20 protein-coding genes are annotated in these 24,087 nt (G+C 56.0%); 11 read left to right on the top strand and 9 right to left on the bottom strand.

The window, feature by feature from the left end; genetic code table 11:
* Together ABVN36_RS22415 and ABVN36_RS22420 are read left to right on the top strand one after the other, a co-directional pair.
* Positions 1-3,610, top strand: a 3,610-nt coding sequence (locus ABVN36_RS22415) for an autotransporter outer membrane beta-barrel domain-containing protein (RefSeq protein WP_393923701.1), incomplete at its 5' end; no start/stop codon positions are given.
* Between the two features lie 718 nt (positions 3,611-4,328).
* Complete coding sequence (locus ABVN36_RS22420) at positions 4,329-6,119, top strand: VWA domain-containing protein (RefSeq protein WP_023138030.1); 1,791 nt, start codon at positions 4,329-4,331, stop codon at positions 6,117-6,119.
* Positions 6,120-6,159: 40 nt separating this feature from the next.
* Here ABVN36_RS22420 and ABVN36_RS22425 read toward each other — a convergent pair whose 3' ends face one another.
* Both ABVN36_RS22425 and rbn read right to left on the bottom strand, forming a co-directional pair.
* On the bottom strand, positions 6,160-7,161 hold the full coding sequence (locus ABVN36_RS22425; RefSeq protein ID WP_000368560.1) for a chemotaxis protein: 1,002 nt from the start codon (positions 7,159-7,161) through the stop codon (positions 6,160-6,162).
* A gap of 65 nt (positions 7,162-7,226) precedes the next feature.
* Positions 7,227-8,144: a ribonuclease BN gene (gene rbn / locus ABVN36_RS22430; RefSeq protein ID WP_000419093.1), complete on the bottom strand. Its 918-nt coding sequence runs from the start codon at positions 8,142-8,144 to the stop codon at positions 7,227-7,229.
* Between the two features lie 60 nt (positions 8,145-8,204).
* Between rbn and ABVN36_RS22435 the strand changes: the two genes are divergently transcribed.
* From ABVN36_RS22435 to pmrD, 9 genes are all read left to right on the top strand, one after another.
* Positions 8,205-8,666 (top strand): GNAT family N-acetyltransferase, encoded by a 462-nt coding sequence (locus ABVN36_RS22435; protein WP_000568155.1) that lies wholly within the window; start codon positions 8,205-8,207, stop codon positions 8,664-8,666.
* A gap of 54 nt (positions 8,667-8,720) precedes the next feature.
* Positions 8,721-9,026, top strand: coding sequence for a stress response protein ElaB (gene elaB / locus ABVN36_RS22440; RefSeq protein ID WP_001519663.1), 306 nt, complete (start codon positions 8,721-8,723; stop codon positions 9,024-9,026).
* Between the two features lie 100 nt (positions 9,027-9,126).
* Positions 9,127-10,422, top strand: coding sequence for an isochorismate synthase MenF (menF, locus tag ABVN36_RS22445; protein WP_000555676.1), 1,296 nt, complete (start codon positions 9,127-9,129; stop codon positions 10,420-10,422).
* Positions 10,423-10,507: 85 nt separating this feature from the next.
* On the top strand, positions 10,508-12,178 hold the full coding sequence (gene menD / locus ABVN36_RS22450; RefSeq protein WP_000116395.1) for a 2-succinyl-5-enolpyruvyl-6-hydroxy-3-cyclohexene-1-carboxylic-acid synthase: 1,671 nt from the start codon (positions 10,508-10,510) through the stop codon (positions 12,176-12,178).
* Positions 12,175-12,933 carry a 2-succinyl-6-hydroxy-2,4-cyclohexadiene-1-carboxylate synthase gene (gene menH / locus ABVN36_RS22455; protein WP_023138031.1) on the top strand — a complete coding sequence of 253 codons (759 nt, stop codon included), beginning with the start codon at positions 12,175-12,177 and terminating at the stop codon, positions 12,931-12,933. Before menD ends, menH begins: the two co-directional genes overlap by 4 nt.
* 14 nt (positions 12,934-12,947) lie before the next feature.
* A complete protein-coding gene (menB, locus tag ABVN36_RS22460) occupies positions 12,948-13,805 on the top strand; it encodes a 1,4-dihydroxy-2-naphthoyl-CoA synthase (RefSeq protein ID WP_000640014.1) in 858 nt (285 codons plus the stop codon).
* Positions 13,805-14,767 carry an o-succinylbenzoate synthase gene (gene menC, locus ABVN36_RS22465; RefSeq protein ID WP_023138032.1) on the top strand — a complete coding sequence of 321 codons (963 nt, stop codon included), beginning with the start codon at positions 13,805-13,807 and terminating at the stop codon, positions 14,765-14,767. Before menB ends, menC begins: the two co-directional genes overlap by 1 nt.
* Complete coding sequence (gene menE, locus ABVN36_RS22470) at positions 14,764-16,131, top strand: o-succinylbenzoate--CoA ligase (RefSeq protein WP_000144660.1); 1,368 nt, start codon at positions 14,764-14,766, stop codon at positions 16,129-16,131. The genes menC and menE overlap by 4 nt, the downstream gene beginning before the upstream one ends.
* Before the next feature lie 97 nt (positions 16,132-16,228).
* Positions 16,229-16,486: a signal transduction protein PmrD gene (gene pmrD, locus ABVN36_RS22475; RefSeq protein WP_000455132.1), complete on the top strand. Its 258-nt coding sequence runs from the start codon at positions 16,229-16,231 to the stop codon at positions 16,484-16,486.
* Here the strand turns inward: pmrD and arnF are convergent.
* Genes arnF through arnB form a run of 7 tightly spaced genes read right to left on the bottom strand, consistent with a single transcriptional unit; the run spans position 16,481 to position 23,833 of the window.
* On the bottom strand, positions 16,481-16,858 hold the full coding sequence (gene arnF, locus ABVN36_RS22480) for a 4-amino-4-deoxy-L-arabinose-phosphoundecaprenol flippase subunit ArnF (protein ID WP_023138033.1): 378 nt from the start codon (positions 16,856-16,858) through the stop codon (positions 16,481-16,483). The genes pmrD and arnF overlap by 6 nt on opposite strands.
* Positions 16,858-17,193 (bottom strand): 4-amino-4-deoxy-L-arabinose-phosphoundecaprenol flippase subunit ArnE, encoded by a 336-nt coding sequence (arnE, locus tag ABVN36_RS22485; protein WP_000580685.1) that lies wholly within the window; start codon positions 17,191-17,193, stop codon positions 16,858-16,860. The genes arnF and arnE overlap by 1 nt, the downstream gene beginning before the upstream one ends.
* A complete protein-coding gene (gene arnT, locus ABVN36_RS22490) occupies positions 17,190-18,836 on the bottom strand; it encodes a lipid IV(A) 4-amino-4-deoxy-L-arabinosyltransferase (protein WP_241371390.1) in 1,647 nt (548 codons plus the stop codon). The genes arnE and arnT overlap by 4 nt, the downstream gene beginning before the upstream one ends.
* Positions 18,833-19,732 (bottom strand): 4-deoxy-4-formamido-L-arabinose-phosphoundecaprenol deformylase, encoded by a 900-nt coding sequence (gene arnD / locus ABVN36_RS22495; protein ID WP_000169758.1) that lies wholly within the window; start codon positions 19,730-19,732, stop codon positions 18,833-18,835. The genes arnT and arnD overlap by 4 nt, the downstream gene beginning before the upstream one ends.
* Positions 19,729-21,711 carry a bifunctional UDP-4-amino-4-deoxy-L-arabinose formyltransferase/UDP-glucuronic acid oxidase ArnA gene (gene arnA, locus ABVN36_RS22500; protein WP_023138035.1) on the bottom strand — a complete coding sequence of 661 codons (1,983 nt, stop codon included), beginning with the start codon at positions 21,709-21,711 and terminating at the stop codon, positions 19,729-19,731. Before arnA ends, arnD begins: the two co-directional genes overlap by 4 nt.
* On the bottom strand, positions 21,708-22,691 hold the full coding sequence (arnC, locus tag ABVN36_RS22505) for an undecaprenyl-phosphate 4-deoxy-4-formamido-L-arabinose transferase (protein ID WP_000458887.1): 984 nt from the start codon (positions 22,689-22,691) through the stop codon (positions 21,708-21,710). Before arnC ends, arnA begins: the two co-directional genes overlap by 4 nt.
* Before the next feature lie 2 nt (positions 22,692-22,693).
* The gene (gene arnB / locus ABVN36_RS22510) at positions 22,694-23,833 is read right to left on the bottom strand and encodes a UDP-4-amino-4-deoxy-L-arabinose aminotransferase (RefSeq protein ID WP_001279284.1); all 1,140 of its coding nucleotides are present in this window, start codon (positions 23,831-23,833) and stop codon (positions 22,694-22,696) included.
* Positions 23,834-24,087 lie beyond the last annotated feature (254 nt).

The following is a 24,087-nucleotide window of genomic DNA, read 5'->3' on the forward strand; positions in this document are numbered from 1 at the left end:
CACCACCATCAACGACGGCACGCTGATTGCCACTAGCGTTGATGCGCTGGGAAGTGGCGACGTCACCGACAACGCCGTGCTGGAACTGAACACCGGCGGCGATTTTGACAACGCCATCAGCGGCAGCGGGCAGGTGGTGAAATCCGGCGACGAGACGCTCACGCTTTCCGGCACCAATTCTTACACCGATGGCACCCTTATCAGCGGCGGCACGCTGGTTGCCACTAACCTTGAGGCGCTGGGCACCGGCGATGTTACCAACAACGCCACGCTGGAACTGAACACCGGCGGTGACTTCATCAATAACATCGGCGGTACGGGCCGTGTGGAAAAATCCGGCGACGAGACGCTCACGCTTTCCGGCAGCAATACTTACACCGGCGGCACGCTCATCAGCGGCGGCACGCTGGTCGCCACTAACGTTGAGGCGCTGGGTACCGGCGACGTCACCGACAACGCCGTGCTGGAACTGAACACCGGCGGTGACTTCATCAATAACATCGGCGGTACGGGCCGTGTGGAAAAATCCGGCGACGACACGCTCACCCTCTCCGGATCCAATTCTTATACCGGTGGCACCCTTATCAGCGGCGGCACGCTGGTCGCCACTAACGTTGACGCGCTGGGAAGTGGCGACGTCACCGATAACGCCACGCTGGAGCTGAACACCGGCGGCACGTTCGACAACGCCATCAGCGGCAGCGGCCAGGTGGTGAAATCCGGCGACGAGACGCTCACACTCTCCGGCGCCAATTCTTACACCGGCGGCACCCTTATCAGCAGCGGCACGCTGGTCGCCAACGATGTAAACGCGCTGGGCACCGGTGACGTCACCGATAACGCCGTGCTGGAACTGAACACCGGCGGTGATTTTGACAACGCCATCAGCGGCAGCGGCCAGGTGGTGAAATCCGGCGACGAGACGCTCACACTCTCCGGCGCCAATTCTTACACCGGCGGCACCCTCATCAGCGGCGGCACGCTGGTCGCCACTAGCGTTGAGGCGCTGGGAAGTGGCGACGTCACCGACAACGCCGTGCTGGAACTGAACACAGGCGGCACGTTCGACAATGCCATCAGCGGCAGCGGCCAGGTGGTAAAATCCGGCGATAAGACGCTCACGCTTTCCGGCGCCAATTCTTACACTGGCGGCACCACCATCAGCGGCGGTACGCTGGTCGCCAGTAACGTTGAGGCGCTGGGCAGCGGTGATATCGACAATTACGCCAGCCTGCAACTGAACGCCAGCGGCCAGTTCGTTACGGCAAATCTCACCACTCACGATAACGCCACCACCGCAATCGGCGCAGGCAGCGCATTGCGGGCAAATACGCTAACGCAGGAGGCGAACAGCACCCTGGCCGTACACCTGACCGACAGCAACAGCGGCGCCATCGTCACCGCCGACCGCGCCAACCTGGGCGGTACGCTGGATATTACCGGCATCGGCAACGTGGCGAAATCCTGGACCCGCGACGCGTACGCCTACACGCTGATTGACACGGACAGCGCCATCAATAGCGATTTTGCGCAATTCACCGTAGCCGGTATGGACGCCAAACAGGTGGATTTTCTCACCGTCGATGGGCGCGTGAACGCCGACGACGACACCCGCTATGACGTAACCGCCTCGTTGTCCTGGTATGCCGACAGCGACAACGCCGCCACCGACGCCCACGGCACCTTCACCCTGAGCGAGCAAGGTCATAGCTTCACGTTGAACACCGCGCTGACGGACGTTGACGCCACGCTCAATCCCGACAGCGCCACCTACTGGGACGGCAAATCGCTCATCAAACGGGGCGCTGGCACGCTGATCCTGGGGGCGCAAAATACCTACAGCGGCGACACCGACGTGCAGGAGGGCACGCTATGGCTGGCCGAAACGGCGACTATCGGTTCTGCGGGGAGCGCGCAGGCGGTTAATATCGCCGCGAACGCCGCCTTTGGCGGCCACAACGCCACGGTGAACGGCCATGTTAACAATCTGGGCAACCTGTACTTTGTCGATACGTTCACCGTCAACGGCGATGTCGTCAACAGCAGCGCGATGATAAGCGGCAGTGACCAGCCCAACAATACGCTGACGATCGCGGGAAACTATACCGGCAACGACGGTCATCTCTATCTCAATACCCAACTGGGCGATGACAACTCGCCCACCGATAAACTGATCGTCACCGGCGACACCGCCGGCAGCACCACGCTGCATATCACCAACGTCAATGGCTTGGGCGCACAAACGGTTAACGGTATTGAAGTCATTGAGGTGGGCGGCCAGTCCGACGGTGATTTTACGCTCTACAAAGGGCATGTTGATATTAACGCCTGGACTTACACGCTGAAACAAGACGGCGGCGACTGGTACTTGCGCTCCGAGTCTGATGACGTGCCGGACGACGGCGGTGACGTCACTCCGCCGGACGATGGCGGCGATGTCACTCCGCCGGACGACGGTGGCGATGTCACTCCGCCGGACGACGGTGGCGATGTCACTCCGCCGGACGACGGTGGCGATGTCACTCCGCCGGACGACGGTGGCGATGTCTCTCCGCCGGACGATGGCGGCGACGTCACCCCGCCGGACGATGGCGGCGATGTCACCCCGCCGGACGGTGACGGCGATATCACTCCGCCTGACGGCGGCGACGTCACGCCCGTGACGCCGCAGTACCGCGCCGACATTGGCGTTTATCTCGGCAACCAGTGGATGGCGCGCAACCTGCAAATGCAGACCCTCTACGACCGGGAAGGCAGCCAGTACCGTTCCGCCGACGGCAGCGTCTGGATGCGTTTTAAGGCCGGTAAAGCCGAATCGCAGGCGGTTAACGGCAATGTAGATATCGACAGCGACTACTCGCAGTTCCAGCTCGGCGGCGACATCCTGACCTGGAGCGACGGCGCGCAGAGCGTCACCGTTGGCCTGATGGGCAGCTACATCAACGCCAGCACCGACAGCACCGGCAACCGGGGGGCGGACGGCAGCCAGTTCTCCGCCAACGGTAGCGTGGACGGCTACAACCTCGGCCTCTACGCCACCTGGTTTGCCGATGCGCAAAGCCATCGCGGGGCTTACATCGATAGCTGGTATCAGTACGGCGCTTACAACAACAGCGTGGATAACGACGGACTCAGCGCCAGCCGTTACGACTCCGCCGCGCACGCCGTCTCGCTGGAAACGGGTTATCGCTATGATATTGCGTTAAGCAACCGTAACACGGTCAGCCTGACACCGCAGGCGCAGGTCACCTGGCAGCGCTACAGCGCTGACACGGTTATTGACGATGGCGGTACCCGCATCAGCGGCCAGAACGATGATAGCTGGACGACGCGCTTAGGCGTGCGTGTGGACGGTAAACTGTACAAAGAGAGCGGCAGGATCCAGCCGTTTATGGAGGTCAACTGGCTGCACGCCAGCGACAATGCCTCGGCCACCTTTGGCGACACGAAGGTATCGCAGGATTTGCCGAACGACCGCGTGGAAGTGAAAGTGGGGATTCAGGCAAACGTCAGCGAACGGCTAAGCGTCTACGCCCAGGCCGCCGGTCAGAAGGGAAAGAACGACTACGGCGACGCCAGCTTTAGCCTGAACATGCGCTATAACTGGTAGGTTGCTGACCAGGCATAGTACAACATTTATGCCGGATGGCGGCTACGCCTTATCCGGCCTGCAGGGTTATCAATATGTGATAATTCGTAGGCCTGATAAGCGAAGCGCCATCAGGCGTTGGGTGAGGCATAGGTTGGGTAGAGCGCAACGCAACATTCGGTATCCGGTTCCGCAAGCAGGCAGTGGAACAACTCTCCCAACTGTTTTCGTGACCCGTTTCCCGGATAAATGTTTATTCATCGACTTCAATGGGAAAAATTTGATCTGAAGCGTATTTCTGTCAGCGTTTTTCAGGGTGTCCGATCGCGCTCAGTTCATTATTTCGTGTGACGGCGGCATATAATCTCTTTCCATCAATAACGTGAGTGTCGGCACGGCTTAATGGATTGCTGTTTGGTGGGTTGTAAAAGGAAGTATCGGCGAGGACACAGTGCAGATAGTCCCCCATCTTATATATTCAATTTTGGTAAATCGGTCACCTGTAAATAGTGTTCTTCACGCAGAATCTGTGGGTCGAACGGCAGCAACTGATTAAGCCGTTCATCTTAAACGTAAATATTATTTGCCTCAAAAATATAATTATCTTTTTTATTATGGGTGGTTATTAACGCAGATAATACCATTTTCTACTTTCGTCATGCTGATAATAAAAGTAAAGCGGAATATAATGCAGGACATCTGCAGAGAATTACCCGAATATAATTGAAAAGGAATTTGTATGCTTAATGGAAAAACATTAATGCTGTTGTTGGGTGGGGTTGTTCTCTCGGGCTGTGGGCCGGAGCCCTCCGACCCACAGGGAAATGATCCGGCTGAGTTAAAACAGGAGCAGGCTATCCAGAAAGAAAATAGCGCTCAGGCCGGGGATGACACTGTCCAGAAAAGACAAGCCGAGGCCGCCCAACAGGCTGCGAAAAAAGCAGCCGAATATAAAGCGAAAGCTGAAGCCAAAGCCCTGGCAGATGCCAAAGCGGGATCTCTGGCAACAGCCGAAGCACCGCAACATGAAATGCGGACACGTGCCGCGGCATCAAAAGCGTTCGCTGCACAAGGCGGTAATGTAATGGGGACCGCGCGTTACGAACACTACGATGAAAATCCGATTAAACAGGTAAGTCAGGCGCCGCTCGCCACGTTTAGTCTGGATGTAGACACTGGCAGCTACGCTAACGTGCGGCGCTTTCTGAATCAGGGACAACTGCCGCCGCCGGAAGCCGTGCGGGTAGAAGAGATGCTCAACTATTTTCCCGCGCCTCAGCCCGTTGCGGATAAGCAGGATAACACGAAACCCATTGCGGCCTGTATACCGATGCCATTTGCGGTTAAATACGAACTGGCTCCCTCGCCGTGGAACGCGCAGCGTACGCTATTAAAAGTTGATGTTCAGGCCCAGGACATGCAGACCAGAGATCTGCCACCTGCCAACCTGGTTTTTCTCATTGATACTTCCGGCTCTATGCAGCCAGCGGAACGCCTGCCGCTGATCCAGTCGGCGCTAAAACTGCTGGTGAACGATCTGCGTGCGCAGGATAACATTACGATTGTGACCTACGCGGGCGGCACTCACGTTGCGCTGGCGTCTACAGCGGGAAATAACACAACCGCGATTAAAGCGGCAATTGATAATCTGGATGCTTACGGGAGTACCGGTGGTGAAGCGGGATTACGACTAGCCTACGAGCAGGCCGAAAAAGGGTTTATCAAAGGCGGCGTTAACCGCATTTTGTTGACCACCGACGGTGATTTTAACCTCGGTATTACCGATCCCAAAGACATCGAAGCGCTGGTAAAAAAAGAGCGCGAGAAAGGTATTACTTTATCTACGCTGGGCGTCGGCGATGACAATTTCAACGAAGCCATGATGGTGAGAATTGCTGATGTGGGTAACGGTAATTACAGCTACATCGACTCCCTCTCCGAGGCGCAAAAAGTCCTCAAAGATGAGATGCATCAAACGCTGGTCACCGTTGCCAAAGATGTAAAATCGCAAATCGAATTTAATCCGCAGTGGGTGACTGAGTACCGGCAGATTGGTTATGAAAAACGCCAACTGCGCGACGAGGATTTCAATAACGATAAGGTTGATGCCGGCGATATCGGCGCGGGTAAACACGTCACGCTATTCTTTGAACTGACGCTTAACGGGCAGAAAGCCTCGGTGGATAAACTGCGCTACGCTCAGGACAAAGCCGCCTCAAAGCCAACAAAATCAAGCGAGCTGGCGTGGATCAAATTGCGCTGGAAAGCGCCGCAGGGCAGCGAAAGTACATTAGCCGAGTTCCCGGTCGTTATGGGAAAAATGCCGATCTTTGCTGACGCCTCTGAAGATTTTCGTTTCCGCGCGGCGGTAGCGGCTTTCGGGCAAAAACTGCGTGGTTCAGAAACGCTGGCAGATACGACCTGGCCGCAAATTATTAAATGGGGTGAACAGGCGCGCGGGGAAGATAGACAAGGCTATCGCGCGGAGTTTATTAAACTGGTAAAACTGGCGGAAGGCTTGTCTCACTAAGCGTCAGGGGATGCCTGTACTGTAGGCATCCCCTGTTACGTTAGGCGCTTTTGCGGCTGATCAGTGGTCCCTGGCTGTTTGTTGCTGCGCGCTCCAGCACTTCCTGAATGACCGAAGAGAGTTCGTTAATCTCAAACTTGGCCACGTAGCCGTCGGCCTGCACTTTACGTATATGATCTTCATTGGCGCTGCCGGAAAGGGAAGAGTGGATAACGACCGGGATCTTTTTCAGCCGTTCATCGGTTTTAATTTTACGCGTTAACGTAAAGCCATCCATCTCCGGCATCTCAAGATCTGTCAGGACCAGCGCGATTTTCTCGCTAATTGGCTTACCTTCGGCCTCCGCTTCCTGCGCCAGTTGCTGGATTCTCTCCCATGCATCCTTGCCGGTCACATGCATCTGATGCGGAATTCCCATCGCGTTCAGCCCTTTTTCCAGCATCGCGCGGGCGACTTTGGAGTCTTCCGCCACAATGGCTACCGCGCCTGGGGTAATATAAAATTTATTGGTCTTCAGATTGGTGGCGCGCAGATCGTGGCTGGAGGGGACAATATCATAAAGGATCTGCTCAACGTCGAGCACCAGCGCCAGGTTGTTGGTTTCTTTGTTGTCATCCAGGCAGGCAATACTGGTGATGTAGCGACCGTTGACGGCTTTCTCGGCGGTATGCACCTGTTGCCAGTCAAGACGCATAATATTTTCCACCGACTCGACGGCAAATGCCTGTACGCTGCGCGCATATTCGGTGATCAGCAAAATATTCAGCCCGGTTTCCGGCTTGCAGCCCGCTACCGCTGGCAAATCAATCACCGGAATGACCTGATCCCGAATATTGACCATGCCCAATAGCGGCGCTTTCATGCCTGCCGGGCGCGTAAAGGCGGGCATTGGTACGATTTCGCGCAGCTTAAATACATTGATGCCGAACAGCTCTGACTTCTGTTCATGCAGCGATGTACCAAGACGGAATAACAGCAGTTCAAAACGGTTGGACAGGGTTAAATTGGCCCTGTCATCAATATCTTTCTGAAAATTGTCCATCCTAACCTCATTATGAAAGCCTGCCTTTTTTAGTGTTATCGGCAATGAGGACAAAAAATGGAGCGCTAAACCGGGAAAACAGAAAAATCGTAAGCCAGCTCCGTCGCCGGGAAAATAGCACGGCATTCCGCCAGTAAGCGCTGACAGCCTTTATCGTCATAGCGTGAGCTAATATGGGTCATGATCAGCCGACCGACGGCAGCTTCCCGCGCCAGCGTCGCGGTTTGACGGGTGGAGCTGTGTCCGCGAGCGTTGGCTTTCTCCTCCATTGACGCATCCAGCGTGGTTTCATGGACCATCACATCCACGCCTTGCGCCAGCGCGAGGGCGGCCTCGCAGGGCGCGGTATCGCCGAAAATCGCCACTGATTTCCCGGCCACGGCGGGAGCAAGGTAGTCGGCGCCATTGATCTGCCTTCCATCGGCAAGCGTGACGGTTTTTCCTGCCTTCAACGCCTGAAACAGCGGGCCGGGCGTAACGCCTGCGGCTTTTAATGCCCTGGCATTCAGCGCGCCAGGCTTGTCATGTTCAACAACACGATATCCGTAGCACTCCAGTGGATGCTCCAGCCTGAACGCGGTCACTTTACGCAGACCGTCGTCAAGAATATCGCCTGCGCTAATTTCTTCAATTTGCAACGGAAAATCGGTCCATGAACCGCTAAGGCGCAGTGTGGTTGCAATAAACTCACGCACGCCTTGAGGCCCGTATACGGTTAGCGGATGGGGATTCCCCGCCATCGACCGGCTGCATAGCAGACCCGGCAGGCCAAACAGATGATCGCCGTGAAGATGGCTGATAAAAATGCGCTCAAGCTTACCGGGATGAAACGCGGTATTAAGCATTTGATGCTGTGTCCCTTCGCCGCAATCAAAAAGCCATACTCCCGGCTGCGTTGGATGTTGCAGATGTAATAAAATTGCCGTTACATTGCGTGAGCGCGTGGGAACGCCTGCGGACGTACCTAAAAAAATTAATTCCATCTTGTCCATACACGTTTGGTTATCGTTTAACCCAAGATTACCACAACACAGGAGCGCATCATGATTGACTGGCAGGATCTCCACCATAGCGAACTTACCGTTCCTCAACTTTACGCGTTACTCAAATTGCGCTGCGCAGTCTTTGTGGTAGAACAGCGCTGTCCTTACCTGGATGTGGATGGCGATGATTTAGTCGGCGACAATCGGCATATTCTGGGCTGGCACCAGGATGAGCTGGTGGCGTATGCGAGGATTCTGAAAAGCGATAACGAATCAGACCCGGTTGTCATTGGCCGGGTGATCGTCAGCGATGCCTGGCGAGGGGCGAAACTGGGCCAGCAATTAATGGCGAAAACGCTGGAATCTTGTGGGCGGCACTGGCCGGATAAGCCGCTATATCTGGGAGCGCAGGCGCATCTGCAACCTTTTTATGCGCGGTTTGGTTTTATTCCCGTCACCGATGTTTATGACGAAGATGGCATTCCGCACCGGGGAATGGCGCGGGAGGTTCATCAGGCATAAACCGAAACCGTTGACTATAGTTAGGAGCAGGTGTTAACACAACGGAGAATGAGAATGTCATATCAATTTGGTGAATCACGTGTTGATGATGATCTGACTTTGCTCAGCGAAACGCTGGAAGAGATTTTACGTTCCTCAGGCGATCCCGCCGATCAAAAATACATTGAGCTGAAAGCCCGCGCGGAACAAGCGCTGGAAGAGGTGAAAAACCGCGTAAGCCATGCGTCGGATAGCTATTATTACCGGGCAAAGCAGGCCGTTTATAAAGCGGATGACTACGTTCATGAAAAACCCTGGCAGGGTATTGGCGTAGGCGCGGCGGTAGGACTGGTACTTGGACTGCTGCTGGCGCGGCGCTAAATCCCCCCACTGAACAGAATTGCAACCCTCCCTAAATGAGGTACTGCTTTTTTAGGGCAGTACCCCGTATAATGTGGGGTTTTTAACAGGGAGGGTCCGCGTGCATTCTATTACTACTGCGCTGGAAAATCTGACGCGTCAGCTATCGCAAGAGATACCGGCGACGCCAGGGCTTTGCGTTTTCGATGCGCCTTTCCCTTTAAACGATGCCTTCGATGCATTGAGCTGGCTGGCCAGCCAGTCATCCTTTCCGCAATTCTACTGGCAACAGCGCAATGGCGACGAAGAAGCTGCCGTTCTCGGGGCAATCACCGTTTTTTCATCGCTCGATCTGGCGCAACGGTTTTTACGTCAGCACGCGCAGCCTGACTTACGTATTTGGGGGCTGAATGCGTTCGAGCCGAAAGAGGGCTACTTATTGCTGCCGCGGCTGGAGTGGCGACGTAGCGGGGGGACGGCGACCTTACGCTTACATCTGCACAGTGACGTTTCGCTACGCGATGATGCGCGCCAGGCGAAAGCGTTTCTCGCTTCTCTGGTCGGCATTAAGCCTGTTCCGGCGCTACGCCTTTCGCTCACGAGCGAACAACACTGGCCGGACAAAGACGGTTGGGTGAAGCTGATTCAGCAGGCCACCCACACCATTGCGCAAGAGGCGTTTGATAAAGTTGTGCTGGCGCGGGCCACCGACTTACAATTCTCCCGTCCGGTCAATGCCGCCGCGATGATGGCGTCCAGTCGTCGTTTAAATCTCAACTGCTACCACTTTTTTATGGCTTTTTCCGCCGATACCGCCTTTCTGGGATCATCGCCGGAGCGGCTCTGGCGGCGGCGTGAAACGGCGCTGCGTACCGAAGCGCTGGCCGGGACGGTGGCGAACCATCCGGATAACCATAAAGCCTGGCAGCTTGGCGAATGGTTAATGAAAGACGATAAAAACCAGCGAGAAAATATGCTGGTTGTCGAAGACATCTGCCAGCGACTGCAAAACTGCACCCACTCGCTGGATGTGCTGCCGCCGCAGGTGCTCAGACTGCGCAAGGTACAGCATTTGCGCCGCTGTATCTGGACGGCGCTTAATCAGGCGGACGATACGCTCTGCCTGCACCAGTTACAGCCTACCGCAGCGGTCGCCGGGATCCCTCGTGAACCCGCGCGTTGTTTTATAGAACAATATGAGCCGTTCGAACGTGAATGGTATGCCGGGTCGGCAGGCTATCTCTCCACGCGGCAAAGTGAGTTTTGCGTGACGTTACGTTCAGCCAAAGTGACGGCCAATGTGGTGCGATTGTATGCCGGCGCGGGAATCGTCCGCGGCTCCGATCCGGAACAGGAATGGCAGGAAATAGATAATAAAGCGGCCGGGTTACGTACCTTATTGCAGATGGATGCGTAATGAGTCACATATTCCCGACCCATATCAATAATCCATTTTTGCAGCTCTTTATACTTAGTCCCAATGATTGATACCGGACAAACTCATGTCAGTAAGTGCATTTAACCGGCGCTGGGCGGCGGTCATCCTGGAAGCCTTAACCCGTCATGGCGTCAGGCATGTTTGTATCGCCCCTGGTTCCCGTTCCACGCCGCTCACGTTGGCGGCGGCAGAGAATCCTGCTTTTATTCACCATACGCACTTTGATGAGCGTGGGCTTGGTCATCTGGCGTTAGGGCTGGCGAAAGTCAGCCAACAGCCGGTTGCCGTTATTGTCACTTCAGGCACCGCCGTGGCGAACCTCTATCCGGCGCTGATTGAGGCGGGTCTGACGGGCGAGAAGCTCATTTTACTTACCGCCGATCGCCCGCCGGAGCTGATTGACTGCGGCGCCAACCAGGCGATCCGTCAGGCGGGGATGTTTGCCTCGCACCCCTCCCAAACTCTGTCGTTGCCGCGTCCCACGCAGGATATTCCGGCGCGCTGGCTGGTGTCGACCATCGACAATGCGCTCGCCATGCTTCATGCGGGCGCGCTGCACATTAACTGTCCTTTTGCCGAACCGCTGTATGGCGATATGAATGATACCGGTCTGGTCTGGCAGCAGCGTCTCGGCGACTGGTGGCAGGATGAAAAGCCCTGGCTGCGCGAAGCGCGTCGACTGGAAAGCGACAAACAGCGCGACTGGTTCTTCTGGCGACAAAAACGCGGCGTCGTTGTCGCCGGGCGTATGAGCGCGGAAGAAGGCAAAAAAGTGGCGCAGTGGGCGCAAACTCTGGGATGGCCATTAATTGGCGACGTATTGTCGCAAACCGGGCAGCCGCTGCCGTGCGCCGACCTGTGGCTCGGCAACGCCAAAGCGGTGACCGAACTGCAGCAGGCGCAGATTGTCGTCCAGCTTGGCAGTAGCCTTACCGGAAAACGCTTACTGCAATGGCAGGCAACCTGCGAGCCGGAAGAGTACTGGGTAATCGACAATATTGAAGGTCGTCTGGACCCGGCGCACCATCGTGGACGCAGACTGGTAGCGAAAATCGCCGACTGGCTGGAGATGCATCCGGCGGAAAAACGTAAACCGTGGTGTGTAGAGATCCCGCGTCTGGCGGAACTGGCGTGGCAACGGGTGGTCGCGCAGCGAGACACCTTTGGCGAAGCGCAGCTGGCGCACCGTATCCGCGACTATCTGCCGGAGCAGGGGCAATTGTTCGTGGGCAATAGTCTGGTGGTGCGTCTGATCGACGCGCTGTCGCAGCTGCCGGCCGGCTATCCGGTATACAGCAATCGCGGGGCGAGCGGCATTGACGGCCTGCTTTCCACGGCGGCGGGCGTGCAGCGCGCCAGCGCCAAATCGACGCTGGCTATCGTCGGCGATTTATCCGCGCTGTACGATCTTAACGCTCTGGCGTTACTACGTCAGGTATCCGCGCCGTTTGTGTTGATTGTGGTCAACAATAACGGCGGGCAGATCTTTTCCCTGCTGCCGACGCCGCAAAGCAAACGTGAGCGCTTTTATTTGATGCCGCAAAACGTCCATTTTGACCATGCGGCCGCCATGTTTAACCTGCGCTATCATCGCCCGGAAAACTGGGAAGAACTTGAATCTGCGCTGGCTGGCGCGTGGCGAACCCCGGCGACAACGGTGATTGAGCTGGTGGTAAACGATACGGACGGCGCGCAGACGTTGCAGCAACTTTTGGCTCAGGTAAGCCATCTATGATGTTGCACGCGCAGCACATGCCCGGACAGCCTGGGGCGCCCTCGCTGGTTTTCCTGCACGGTTTTTCTGGCGATTGCCGTGAATGGCAGCCGGTTGGCGAACAGTTTCACGGCTGTTCGCGGCTTTATATTGACTTACCGGGACATGGCGGATCTGCGGCTATTCCGGTCGGCGGATTTGCCGATGTCATCAGATTGCTGCGCGCTACGTTAATTAGTTACAACATACTAAAGTTTTGGTTGGTGGGATACTCCCTTGGCGGCCGGGTGGCGATGATGGCAGCCTGCCAGGGAATACCAGGCCTGTGCGGCCTGGTGGTCGAAGGCGGTCATCCGGGGCTGCAAAATGAACAGGCGCGCGCTGAAAGACGATTGTCCGACGGGCGCTGGGCAGAGCGTTTTCGTCGTGAACCCCTGACTGAGGTTTTTCACGACTGGTATCAGCAGCCGGTGTTCGCCTCGCTGACGGCGCAGCAAAGGCAGACGCTGACGGCGCTGCGTAGCCAGAATAACGGCGAAACGCTGGCTGCGATGCTGGAGGCGACATCGCTTGCCGCCCAGCCGGATTTACGCGAGGCGCTCAACGCGCTGGCATTTCCGTTTTATTATTTATATGGCGAACGCGACAGCAAATTCCGCGCCCTGGCGCAGGAAGTGGCGGCGACATGCCATGTTATTCGTAACGCCGGACACAACGCGCATCGGGAAAACCCCGCAGGCGTGGTAGACAGTCTGGCTCAGATTCTGCGTCTCTGACTAAAGGACACACTATGATCTATCCTGATGAAACAATGCTTTACGCACCGGTAGAATGGCACGACTGCTCGGAGGGTTACACCGACATTCGTTATGAAAAATCCACCGACGGTATTGCAAAAATCACCATTAATCGTCCGCAGGTGCGCAATGCATTTCGTCCGTTGACCGTCAAAGAGATGATTCAGGCGCTGGCGGATGCCCGTTACGACGACAGCGTGGGCGTGATTATTCTGACCGGCGAAGGCGATAAAGCGTTTTGCGCGGGCGGCGACCAGAAGGTGCGCGGCGATTACGGCGGTTATCAGGATGACTCCGGCGTGCATCACCTGAACGTGCTGGACTTCCAGCGCCAGATTCGCACCTGTCCAAAACCGGTTGTCGCGATGGTCGCGGGGTATTCTATCGGCGGTGGTCATGTGCTGCACATGATGTGCGACCTCACCATCGCGGCGGAAAACGCCATCTTCGGCCAGACCGGTCCGAAAGTCGGCTCCTTTGACGGCGGCTGGGGCGCTTCATATATGGCGCGTATCGTTGGTCAGAAGAAAGCGCGTGAAATCTGGTTCCTGTGCCGCCAGTACGATGCGCAACAGGCGCTGGATATGGGGCTGGTTAACACCGTCGTTCCGCTGGCGGATCTGGAAAAAGAGACCGTGCGCTGGTGCCGCGAAATGTTGCAAAACAGTCCGATGGCGCTGCGTTGCCTGAAAGCGGCGCTGAATGCCGATTGTGACGGTCAGGCCGGGCTGCAGGAGCTGGCCGGCAACGCTACTATGCTGTTCTACATGACGGAAGAAGGGCAGGAAGGCCGTAACGCCTTTAACCAGAAGCGTCAGCCTGACTTCAGCAAATTCAAACGGAACCCATAATGCGTAGCACGCAGGTATACCGCTGGCAGATCCCCATGGACGCGGGGGTGGTTCTGCGCGACAGGCGGTTAAAAACTCGCGACGGGCTGTATGTTTGTCTGCGTGACGGCGAGCGTGAGGGATGGGGAGAGATCTCTCCGCTGCCGGGGTTCAGTCAGGAAACGTGGGAAGAGGCGCAGACGGCGCTACTAACATGGGGGAACGACTGGCTTCAGGGGAGCGAGGGATTACCCGAGATGCCTTCGGTCGCGTTTGGCGCAAGCTGCGCGCTGGCGGAACTGACTGGCGTCTTGCCGGAGGCGGCGGACTATCGCGCTGCGCCGTTATGCACTGGCGATCCTGACGATTTGGTGCTGCGGCTTGCCGATATGCCCGGCGAGAAAATCGCTAAGGTCAAAGTGGGTCTCTATGAAGCGGTACGCGACGGTATGGTGGTTAATTTGCTGCTGGAGGCGATCCCGGATCTGCATCTGCGTCTGGATGCGAATCGCGCCTGGACGCCGCTAAAAGCCCAACAGTTCGCAAAGTATGTTAATCCGGACTACCGCGCTCGTATCGCCTTTCTCGAAGAACCATGTAAGACGCGGGATGATTCCCGCGCCTTTGCCCGTGAAACCGGCATCGCGATTGCCTGGGACGAAAGTCTGCGCGAAGCGGATTTCACCTTTGAAGCCGAAGAGGGCGTCAGGGCTGTGGTTATTAAACCTACGCTGACCGGATCGCTTGATAAAGTGCGTGAGCAAGTCGCTGCCGCCCATGCGTTGGGACTGACGGCGGTCATCAGCTCTTCGATCGAGTCCAGCCTCGGCCTGACGCAACTGGCGCGGATTGCCGCCTGGTTGACGCCGGGAACGCTGCCCGGACTGGATACCTTGCATCTGATGCAGGCGCAACAGGTTCGCCCCTGGCCCGGTAGCGCGTTGCCTTGTCTGAAGCGTGATGAGCTGGAACGACTGTTATGACATTCACGGACTGGCCGTGGCGCCACTGGCGTCAGGTTCGCAGTCAGGCGCCCGCTCTGCGCCTGAACGATGAAGTGCTAAGCTGGCGCGCCCTCTGTGAGCGTATTGATGCGCTGGCGGGCGGGTTTGCCGCGCAGGGCGTACGGGAGGGCGACGGTGTCCTGCTGCGCGCCGGGAATCAGCCGCGCACTCTGTTGGCATGGCTTGCGTTGATGCAGTGCGGCGCGCGGGTTCTGCCCGTCAACCCGCAGTTGCCCCAGACGTTGCTGGAGGCGCTGGTGCCGAAGTTAACGCTGCGTTTTGCGCTGACACTGGAAGGCGAAAACGCGTTTTCCGGGTTAACCGCGTTGCAGATACAAAAGAGCACAGCGGCGTATGCCGTGGCCTGGCAACCGCAGCGTCTGGTTTCCATGACGCTGACATCGGGTTCCACAGGATTGCCAAAAGCGGCCGTACATACGTGCCAGGCGCATCTTGCCAGCGCGCAGGGGGTGCTTTCGCTAATGCCGTTTGGCCCGCAGGATGACTGGCTGCTATCGCTGCCGCTGTTTCATGTATCCGGGCAGGGTATTATGTGGCGTTGGCTCTTCGCCGGGGCGCGCATGACGGTACGCGATAAGCAACCGCTGGAGCAGATGCTGGCAGGGTGTACTCATGCTTCGCTGGTGCCGACGCAGCTGTGGCGGCTGCTGGCGAATCGGGCGGCGGTGACGCTGAAAGCCGTTTTGCTCGGCGGCGCGGTGATTCCGGTTGAACTCACCGACCAGGCCAGCAAACAAGGGATTCGCTGCTGGTGCGGGTATGGGCTCACGGAGTTCGCGTCTACGGTATGCGCCAAAGAGGCCGATGGTTCGGATGATGTTGGCGCGCCGCTTCCCGGCAGAGAGATCAGAATCGTCGATAATGAAGTCTGGCTGCGCGCCGCCAGTATGGCGGAAGGTTACTGGCGTGATGGCAAACTGATCCCGCTGGTTAATGACGAGGGCTGGTTTGCCACGCGCGATCGCGGCGAGCTGAACCACGGCAGGCTAACCATCGCCGGGCGGCTGGACAACCTGTTCTTTAGCGGCGGCGAAGGCATTCAGCCGGAGGAAGTCGAACGCGTTATTAACGCGCATCCGCTGGTGCAACAAGCCTTTGTCGTGCCGGTAGAAGATAAAGAGTTTGGCCATCGTCCCGTTGCGGTTGTGGAGTATGCATCGCAGGCCGGAGACGTGAACCTCGCTGAATGGGTTCGCGATAAGCTGGCGCGTTTTCAGCAGCCGGTTCGCTGGTTGACGCTGCCTTCAGAACTGAAAAACGGAGGGATTAAAATATCTCGCCGTGCGCTCCAGCAGTGGGTGTGTAAGATCTGTAAAAATTAATGTTAGGTTAATATACAACCATTCCATCGCTATTGCCGTTTTGTTTATCCGTTGATGTGTAACGTGTTATGAACAATCAGCGTGAAACGGGGGCGCTATGGAATGGTTGGTTAAGAAATCGCATTATGTCAAAAAGAGGGCGTGCCATGTTCTGGTGCTGTGCGATAGCGGCGGTTCGCTAAAAATGATCGCCGAGGCGAATTCCATGATATTACTGAGTCCCGGCGATATCCTGTCGCCTTTACAGGATGCGCAGTATTGTATTAATCGGGAAAAACACCAGACCTTAAAAATCGTTGATGCACGCTGTTATTCCTGCGACGAATGGCAGAGGTTGACGCGCAAGCCTTCATGATCTGGTGGGCAGAAAAATCAGCATTACCCCTGCCATAATACACAATACGCCGAGCATCGCTTTTAGGCTGAAAGCGCCTTGCAAACCGGGTAACAGCATTGAGGCTACCCAGACAAGCACATAGCTGAGACTCAGTAGCGCATAGGCTTTGCTGAGCGCGAGCGTGTGTAATGTTTTATGCCAGCAGAAGACGGAAACCAGATACCCCGCCAAACCGGCGAATAGCGCCAGGGTCGCGGCATTAAATGCGCCCAGTCCGGAAATAAACGCCAGTGGATGCGCTATCGATGGCAGCCGCATCATGGCGAATCCTAAACTCAACTGGGCGAGGGAGGCAATCGCAACGCTTATCAGTCCCCACATTACGCCCATTATGCCGCACTCCCCAGAATGATAATGCCGCTGATAATCAATGCGACGCCCAACCAGTGGCGGGGCGGAACCTGTTCATGCCAGATTTTCCAGGCCGCCAGCGTGACCCAGACAAAATTCAGACTCAACATCGGGTAAGCAATTCCCACCGGCAGGGTTTGTAGCACCAGCAGCCACAGCACCATCGCTGCGCCCATGCATATCAGCGCCAGGCCCAGCCACAGCATCAGGTGACGGCGGCGTCCGCCCGCCGTCAATGGCCGTGTCGCTTGCTTCTGGCAGAGCTGACCGCCAACGCTGAGCAGACTGGCAAGCACCAGAACGACGCCGATCATTTAGGCCGATACTGAATTAACACCAGACGCCCCTGATAATCAATATTGTCCGCAGGGGGAAGGGAAAGAGCGCTGATGTCTTCATCTTTGGCTATTGAAAGTACTAGCGTAATAATGCCCTCCTGACGATGCTGGTTGAGCCAGGCGTTAAAATCGTCGGCTTTAACGAATTTATCCTGCACATCAGGATAGCTAAGACCATACCTGAGTTCGCCCGCGTGTCCGTAGAGCATAATATCGTCTCGTTTCAGACTCCAGGCCAGCCCGGCGGCGACGCCCACGTTGTCGGCAAGAATATAGCGGCTTGATGCCAAAGGCGCCTGGGTCATTTCGACAAAAAACTGTGGCTGTTTGGACTCCATCACCCTGTCGGGGATGGAAAAGCCGAACAGCAGCGCCAGTCCCAGCGGACAAAACGCGGGTAATAGGTATTTTTGGCTATGACAGAGGCTATACCAGCCCACAAACGCCCAAACAGTAAAGACGCCCCAGACGCAAAAAACTTTATAGGTTTCGATATGCGTCCACACCGGCGATTTCAGCGGGCCCCATGAGGAGACGACAAACGCCGCGACGATCCCGATTATCCCGAACACCAGGTTGATCCCGCCGTTGACACGTAGCGCGGCGACGCCTTCTTTTACGTTATGCAGGACGAAGCGCGCCATGAGTATCGCTATCGGTGCGAAACAGGAAAGAACATAGGTGGGCAGTTTCCCTTTCGCAATGCTGAAAAAGAGAAGCGGCATGATCGTCCATCCGAGCAAATAGAATGCGCCGTTTCGCTCGCGCCAGCCCAGTTTAAGCGCGCCAGGCAGTAACCCCAGCCACGGTAAACTTCCCGCGAGCAGTACCGGCAGATAGTACCAGAAAGGGGCTTTATGCTGGGCATCGCTCATGGCGAATCGCTGGATATGCTCCACCCAGAAAAAGTAATGCCAGAAATCGGCTTCGCGTCGCGCAATGGCGATCGCCCAGGGAAGGACAACCACAAAGCAGCTCAAGACCGCCAGCCAGCCGTAAAGCAAAAAGTCCTTCCAGCGTTTCTGAACAATGACCCACGGCAGCACGCTCACTACCGGTACGGCCAGGGCGAGGAAGCCTTTAGTTAATACACCCAGACCGCAGGTTGCACCCAGTAGCAAAAACATCCCAATCTTGCCCATTCGGGTCGTGGCCTGCATCCCCTGCCAGAAACAACACATCCCGGCCGTAAGCCAAAGGGCGATCATCGGGTCGAGTACCGCATACGTCCCGATACTGTAAACGGCAAAGAGGGAGAGAAAGATCACGGAGGCGAGCAACGCGGTACGTTTATCCTGCCATAAGCGGAACGTCAGCCACGCCACCAGCGCTGCGGCCAGCAATGTCGTTAAAATAGCGCCAGCCCGCACGCCAAAATTGGTAGTGCCAAAAAGCCACTGACCCAGACTGTTTATCCAGTAACCGGCTATCGGTTTTTCAAAATAACGTAATCCCAGAAAATGCGGCACGATCCAGTCGCCAGACGCCAGCATCTCCCGACTTATTTCGGCATAGCGCGTTTCATCCGGCTGCCAGAGCAGGCGGCTATTGGCAGGAATAACATAGTAGAGCGCAATAAACGCGGCGAAAGCCAGATAATAGCGTATCGATTTCATCATGAGGCGCTCGCTGCCTGTTGGCACCCCAGCCAACCTTCACGGCCAGGGATGTGTCCACGTACAATTTGCCCCAACGGCAGAGACTCAGGCGATGCCGGCAGCAGTTCGCCCAGAGGGCAAAAGGTGATCCCCGCGTCGCGTGCACGAACGAGCAAATCTTCAAACAGCGGCTGATGGACAATACCTTCGACTTCCGCATGGATGGTATATACCGGCGTGCCTTTGTCCTGCAACATACGGGAGATAATCCAGGTATTGAACGACTGCGCCTGAACGGCGGGGCCGATAACCTCATCCCACGTGGGTAAGGTGACGGGGATTTGCGGCGTCCCTGTCTGGCCCGGCATCAGTAGCGGACGGAATAAGGTGGTTCCACGGCAATCGCTGTTATACCGCAGGTTGAACGGCTCTTTCGCACGAACAACGCGCCCATCCGCTCGCCAGCCGGCCGCGGCTGAGCAGGTGACGGGTTTTCCGATAATGGCCTCAAGCGCCGTTATGCCGCGCGCGATATCTTCTTCAAGCTGGCGGATACTCCAGTGGCCGCTGTGAGTCTGCCACGCATGGTGATCCCAGGCATGTAGTCCCGTCTCATGGTATGTTGCCGTTTCACGAATAATCCCGGCATTGGCGTTGCCGATATTTTTTCCCGGCCAGGCGGTACCGGCCAGCAGGATATCCCAGCCGTAGAGCGAGGCGGCGTTTGAACGTAGCATTTTCCATAAAAATCGCGGTTTTATCAGACGCCAAAGATGGCGTCCCATATTGTCCGGCCCGACGCTGAAGAAAAAGCTGGCCTGAACGCCGTGGCGATGCAATGTCGCCAGCAGCCGGGGAACACCTTCACGCGTTCCTCGCAAGGTATCAACATCAATGCGTAAACCGACTTTCGTCATGATGCGCGTTCCGCGACATCTACGCTGCGCAGGAAGAAGTCCAGCGTTTCTTCAACCGTATCACACATCGCAATAGACGGTTCCCAGCCCAGACAGCGCCTGGCATTGTCGATGCTGGGTTTCCGGTGTGCGACATCCTGATAACCCTTGCCGTAATAACTACGGCTTTCGACGACCTGGAAACCGGCAAACGGTGGGAAATGACAGCGCAGCGGATGCTTATCAAAACTGTCGAGCAACAGCGTCGCCAGTTCCTGAATACTGGCTTCGTTGTCAGGATTGCCGATATTAATGATTTTGCCATCGCACCGATCGCCATCATTCACAATAATGCGGAATAAGGCTTCGATCCCGTCACGAATATCGGTGAAACAGCGCTTCTGCTGACCGCCGTCGATAAGCTTGATCGGCGTCCCTTCTACCAGGTTCAGAATCAACTGCGTTATCGCGCGTGAACTGCCGATACGCGCCGCGTTCAGGCTATCCAGCCGCGGCCCCATCCAGTTAAAGGGACGGAAAAGCGTGAAGCGCAATCCCTCTTTTTCGCCATAAGCCCAAATCACCCGGTCGAGAAGCTGTTTGGAAACGGAGTAAATCCAGCGTGGCTTATTCACCGGCCCGACGATCAGATTCGATTTGTCTTCGTCAAAAGAGGCGTCCGTACACATGCCGTACACTTCAGAGGTAGACGGGAAAACTACGCGTTTACGGTATTTCACGCAATAACGAATAATCCGCAGATTTTCTTCAAAATCAAGTTCAAAGACGCGCAGCGGGTTGCGGGTGTATTCAATCGGGGTAGCAATCGCTACCAGCGGCAGTACGACATCGCATTTTTTGACATGATATTCGATCCATTCTGAGTGGATGCTGATATCTCCCTCCACGAAATGAAAGCGAGGGTGGAGCAGGAATCGGCTAATGGCGTTGCTGCCGATATCCATACCGTAGACCTCGTAATTCTCTTCATTCAGTAACCGTTCGGTCAAATGATTGCCGATAAAACCGTTGACGCCGAGGATGAGAACGCGAATGCGACGTTTACCGCTGGTCGCTGGTGGACGGTTCAAACGCGCGCCCGCCACCAGACCAAGCGTCTGTGCAAGCTGCGAGCCCTGTACAGTAATGCCGTCTCCGGCCTGGCCGGTAATAATCTCCAGCGCGCCATCGGCGCAGGCGACCCGCAGCGGAGACACCGAAATTACCGAGCCGGGAAGCGCGCCTTGCGCATCCGGACAAATTCGGGAAGACCAGATAGTGAATTTTTGCGAGCCGTTATAGCTGAACGCGCCGGGCCAGGGGGCGGCTACCGCCCGCACCAGGTTATGCACCGTGGAAACCGGTTTGTGCCAGTCGATAAGGCCATCTTCCGGCCTGCGGCGACCATAATATGTAGCGTCAGACTCACGCTGAGGAACAGAAGGTATATCGCCGCATTTCATGGTGGGCAGGATGCTATTAAGCAACTGGCGCGCGGCCTGACATAGCTTATGATGCAGGGTAAGCGCAACATCGTCCTGCGCAATAGCGACGCGTTGACTGGCGACAATCTCTCCGGCGTCGGCACGTTTGACCATACGATGCAGCGTTACGCCCGTTTCGCTTTCGCCGTTAACCAGAACCCAGTTTAGCGGCGCACGGCCACGATAGGCAGGCAATAGAGAACCGTGCAGATTGAACGCGCCAGCCGGGGCGAGGTGCAGAATTTCTTCGCTTAACAGGTTGCGGTAATAGAACGAAAAAATAATATCCGGCGCAAGCTCAGCGATGCGGTCGACCCAGATAGGATGGTTTACGTTATCCGGTGCATAAACCGGAATCCCTAATTCTGCCGCCAGCCGGGAGACGGAGCCAAAAAAGGTGTTTTCCGCAGGATTGTCGGCATGAGTAAAAATCGCGGCAATCTCATACCCGGCATCCAGTACGGCCTGCACGCCCTGACATCCCATATCGTGATAGGCAAAAATAACGGCTTTCATTGGTGACTTTCCTCAGTAAACGGCGTGCTTTCCGGGTAGATAACTTGTTGAACAAAATAGCGGGGGCGGGCGCGGACATCGTTATAAATGCGACCGATGTATTCGCCCAGCAGTCCCATACCGATGAATTGCGCGCCGATGAAGGTAAACAGGACGGCAAAGAGCATAAATACGCCTTCCGCCGCCCACTGCGGCCCCAGCGCCAGGCGAAGTACAATAAGCAATACCGACAGGCTAAACCCGCCGATGGCGATAACGCTGCCCAGCAGACTCAACAGGCGCAGCGGCGTCGTCGTCAGGCAGGTCACCAGGTCATACATCAGGTTAATGAGACGCATAAAACTGTATTTAGAGTCGCCAAATTCACGTTCAGCGTGATGCACCGGGATCTCGGTAGCCCGACGAGCGAAAATGTTGGCCAGAATAGGGATAAAGGTGCTGCGTTCATGGCAGCGCAACATAGTATCGATAATAGGGCGGCGATAGGCGCGTAACATGCAGCCGTAATCGCCCATCGCTTTGCCCGTTGTGCGCTGGATCAGTAGATTAATGATTTTTGACGCCGATTTGCGAAACAGGCTGTCCTGTCGGTTCTGGCGCACGGTGCCTACCACATCGAACCCTTCATCGGCTTTCGCCACCAGACGTGGGATCTCTTCCGGCGGGTTTTGCAGATCGGCATCCAGCGTAATGATAAGATCGCCGCTTACATGGCTAAACCCCGCCATAATCGCTGCATGTTGACCGTAGTTACGGTTGAGTAAAATAGAGATGATATGGCTATCGGCCTCCTGGGACGCCTTAACCATCAGCTCCGCCGAGCTATCGCTGCTACCATCATCTATCAATAAAATCTCCCACGCTTTGCCCAGACTCTCGCAGGCGGCGGTGGTGCGTCTTATCAATTCCGGCAGGCTTTCCTGTTCGTTATAGACAGGAATAACCACCGAGACTTTTTTTATGGGGGCGGCGTCAAACATGCTTATTGTCCTGCTATCTGATGAAGGGCGGTAATGACCCGATCAAAGTCACTCTCGGTCATGTCCGGGAAGAGCGGCAGTGAGCAGATCCGCTCGCTGTTCCACTCGGTGTCAGGCAGCGTGAGCGTTGGGAAACGTTCGCGATAATATTTTTGCGTATGCGCGGCGCGGAAATGCAGTCCTGTGCCGATGCCTTTCGTTTTCAGCGATGCCATCAAAGCATCCCGGGTAATACCGCAGCGGGCTTCATCGACCCGGATAATGAATAAATGCCAGGCGTGAATATGTTCCCACGACGGAAGGCTCAGAGGCTGAAAAGGCAGGTCTGCCATTGCCTGGTGGTACTGCGCTGCGATGGCGGCGCGGCGAGCGTTAAGCGCATCCAGTTTCTGTAACTGAGCAAGCGCGATAGCGGCGTTGAGGTCGGGCAAATTATATTTGTAGCCCGGCGCCAGGACTTCCGCTTGTGGCGCGCGTCCTCCGCTCTGTCGATCCCAGGCATCAACGCCAAGCCCGTGAAACTTGAGACTGCGCAGTTTATCGGCGAATTGCGGGTTATCCGTGACGACGATACCGCCTTCAGCGCAGGTAATGTTCTTAATGGCGTGGAAGGAGAAAATCGCGGTGCCCCGGGCGCCAATGTGGCGACCTTTGTAGCTGGTTCCTGTCGCGTGCGCCGCGTCTTCAATCACTGGAATGCCATAACGCTCGCCAAGAGCGTAAATAGCGTCCAGATCGGCGGGCGCGCCAGCGTAGTGGACGGGAATAATTGCTTTGGTTTGTGGCGTAATCGCGGCTTCGATATGTTCAGGCGTGACCATCAGCGTATCGCGATCGACATCGACCATGACGGGGTTCGCGCCGAGTAAAACGATCATATTTAGCGTAGAAACCCACGTCATTGACGGTGTAATGACCTCGTCGCCTTCACCAATGCCCAGCGCCATCAACGCGATGTGCATACCGGCAGTGGCTGAACTGACGGCAACGGCATATTGATTGCCTGTTAGCCGACAAAACGCCGCTTCCAGTTCCTGATTTTTCGGGCCAGTTGTTATCCAACCTGAGTCCAGTACGGTCTTAACGGCAGCAAGCTCTTCCGCGCCCATCGCCGGACGGGAGAAAGGCAAAAAGTCCGACATCATTTTTCCTTCAGCCATTGAAAGCCGCTTTTCAAATATTTCGGCAATAGAAAAGGGCTTATTTTTTAACGCATTTAGCTGAACCCTACTGGATGAATATTAAATTAACATTAAGAAATTAAGGTGAAGTAAAAAGATAATTTTTAACGGAATTATGCTTTGCTTTCGCCGAAAGTTTAAGGCATTTTATGCATGCCCAAAAGCTGTTTTTATGTTTCTGGTCTGGTCTTCCGTCGCGGAATTTCATTTTAATT

The sequence above is a fragment of the Salmonella sp. SJTUF15581 genome (assembly GCF_043356775.1).
Lineage (GTDB): Bacteria > Pseudomonadota > Gammaproteobacteria > Enterobacterales > Enterobacteriaceae > Salmonella > Salmonella enterica.

What these genes read in the sequence shown, in the direction of transcription:
- ABVN36_RS22420 (WP_023138030.1), top strand. Translation starts at nt 4,329, where the DNA reads ATGCTTAATGGAAAAACATTAATGCTGTTGTTGGGTGGGGTTGTTCTC.
- ABVN36_RS22425 (WP_000368560.1), bottom strand. Translation starts at nt 7,161, where the DNA reads ATGGACAATTTTCAGAAAGATATTGATGACAGGGCCAATTTAACCCTG.
- rbn (WP_000419093.1), bottom strand. Translation starts at nt 8,144, where the DNA reads ATGGAATTAATTTTTTTAGGTACGTCCGCAGGCGTTCCCACGCGCTCA.
- ABVN36_RS22435 (WP_000568155.1), top strand. Translation starts at nt 8,205, where the DNA reads ATGATTGACTGGCAGGATCTCCACCATAGCGAACTTACCGTTCCTCAA.
- elaB (WP_001519663.1), top strand. Translation starts at nt 8,721, where the DNA reads ATGTCATATCAATTTGGTGAATCACGTGTTGATGATGATCTGACTTTG.
- menD (WP_000116395.1), top strand. Translation starts at nt 10,508, where the DNA reads ATGTCAGTAAGTGCATTTAACCGGCGCTGGGCGGCGGTCATCCTGGAA.
- menH (WP_023138031.1), top strand. Translation starts at nt 12,175, where the DNA reads ATGATGTTGCACGCGCAGCACATGCCCGGACAGCCTGGGGCGCCCTCG.
- menB (WP_000640014.1), top strand. Translation starts at nt 12,948, where the DNA reads ATGATCTATCCTGATGAAACAATGCTTTACGCACCGGTAGAATGGCAC.
- menC (WP_023138032.1), top strand. Translation starts at nt 13,805, where the DNA reads ATGCGTAGCACGCAGGTATACCGCTGGCAGATCCCCATGGACGCGGGG.
- menE (WP_000144660.1), top strand. Translation starts at nt 14,764, where the DNA reads ATGACATTCACGGACTGGCCGTGGCGCCACTGGCGTCAGGTTCGCAGT.
- pmrD (WP_000455132.1), top strand. Translation starts at nt 16,229, where the DNA reads ATGGAATGGTTGGTTAAGAAATCGCATTATGTCAAAAAGAGGGCGTGC.
- arnF (WP_023138033.1), bottom strand. Translation starts at nt 16,858, where the DNA reads ATGGGCGTAATGTGGGGACTGATAAGCGTTGCGATTGCCTCCCTCGCC.
- arnE (WP_000580685.1), bottom strand. Translation starts at nt 17,193, where the DNA reads ATGATCGGCGTCGTTCTGGTGCTTGCCAGTCTGCTCAGCGTTGGCGGT.
- arnT (WP_241371390.1), bottom strand. Translation starts at nt 18,836, where the DNA reads ATGATGAAATCGATACGCTATTATCTGGCTTTCGCCGCGTTTATTGCG.
- arnD (WP_000169758.1), bottom strand. Translation starts at nt 19,732, where the DNA reads ATGACGAAAGTCGGTTTACGCATTGATGTTGATACCTTGCGAGGAACG.
- arnA (WP_023138035.1), bottom strand. Translation starts at nt 21,711, where the DNA reads ATGAAAGCCGTTATTTTTGCCTATCACGATATGGGATGTCAGGGCGTG.
- arnC (WP_000458887.1), bottom strand. Translation starts at nt 22,691, where the DNA reads ATGTTTGACGCCGCCCCCATAAAAAAAGTCTCGGTGGTTATTCCTGTC.
- arnB (WP_001279284.1), bottom strand. Translation starts at nt 23,833, where the DNA reads ATGTCGGACTTTTTGCCTTTCTCCCGTCCGGCGATGGGCGCGGAAGAG.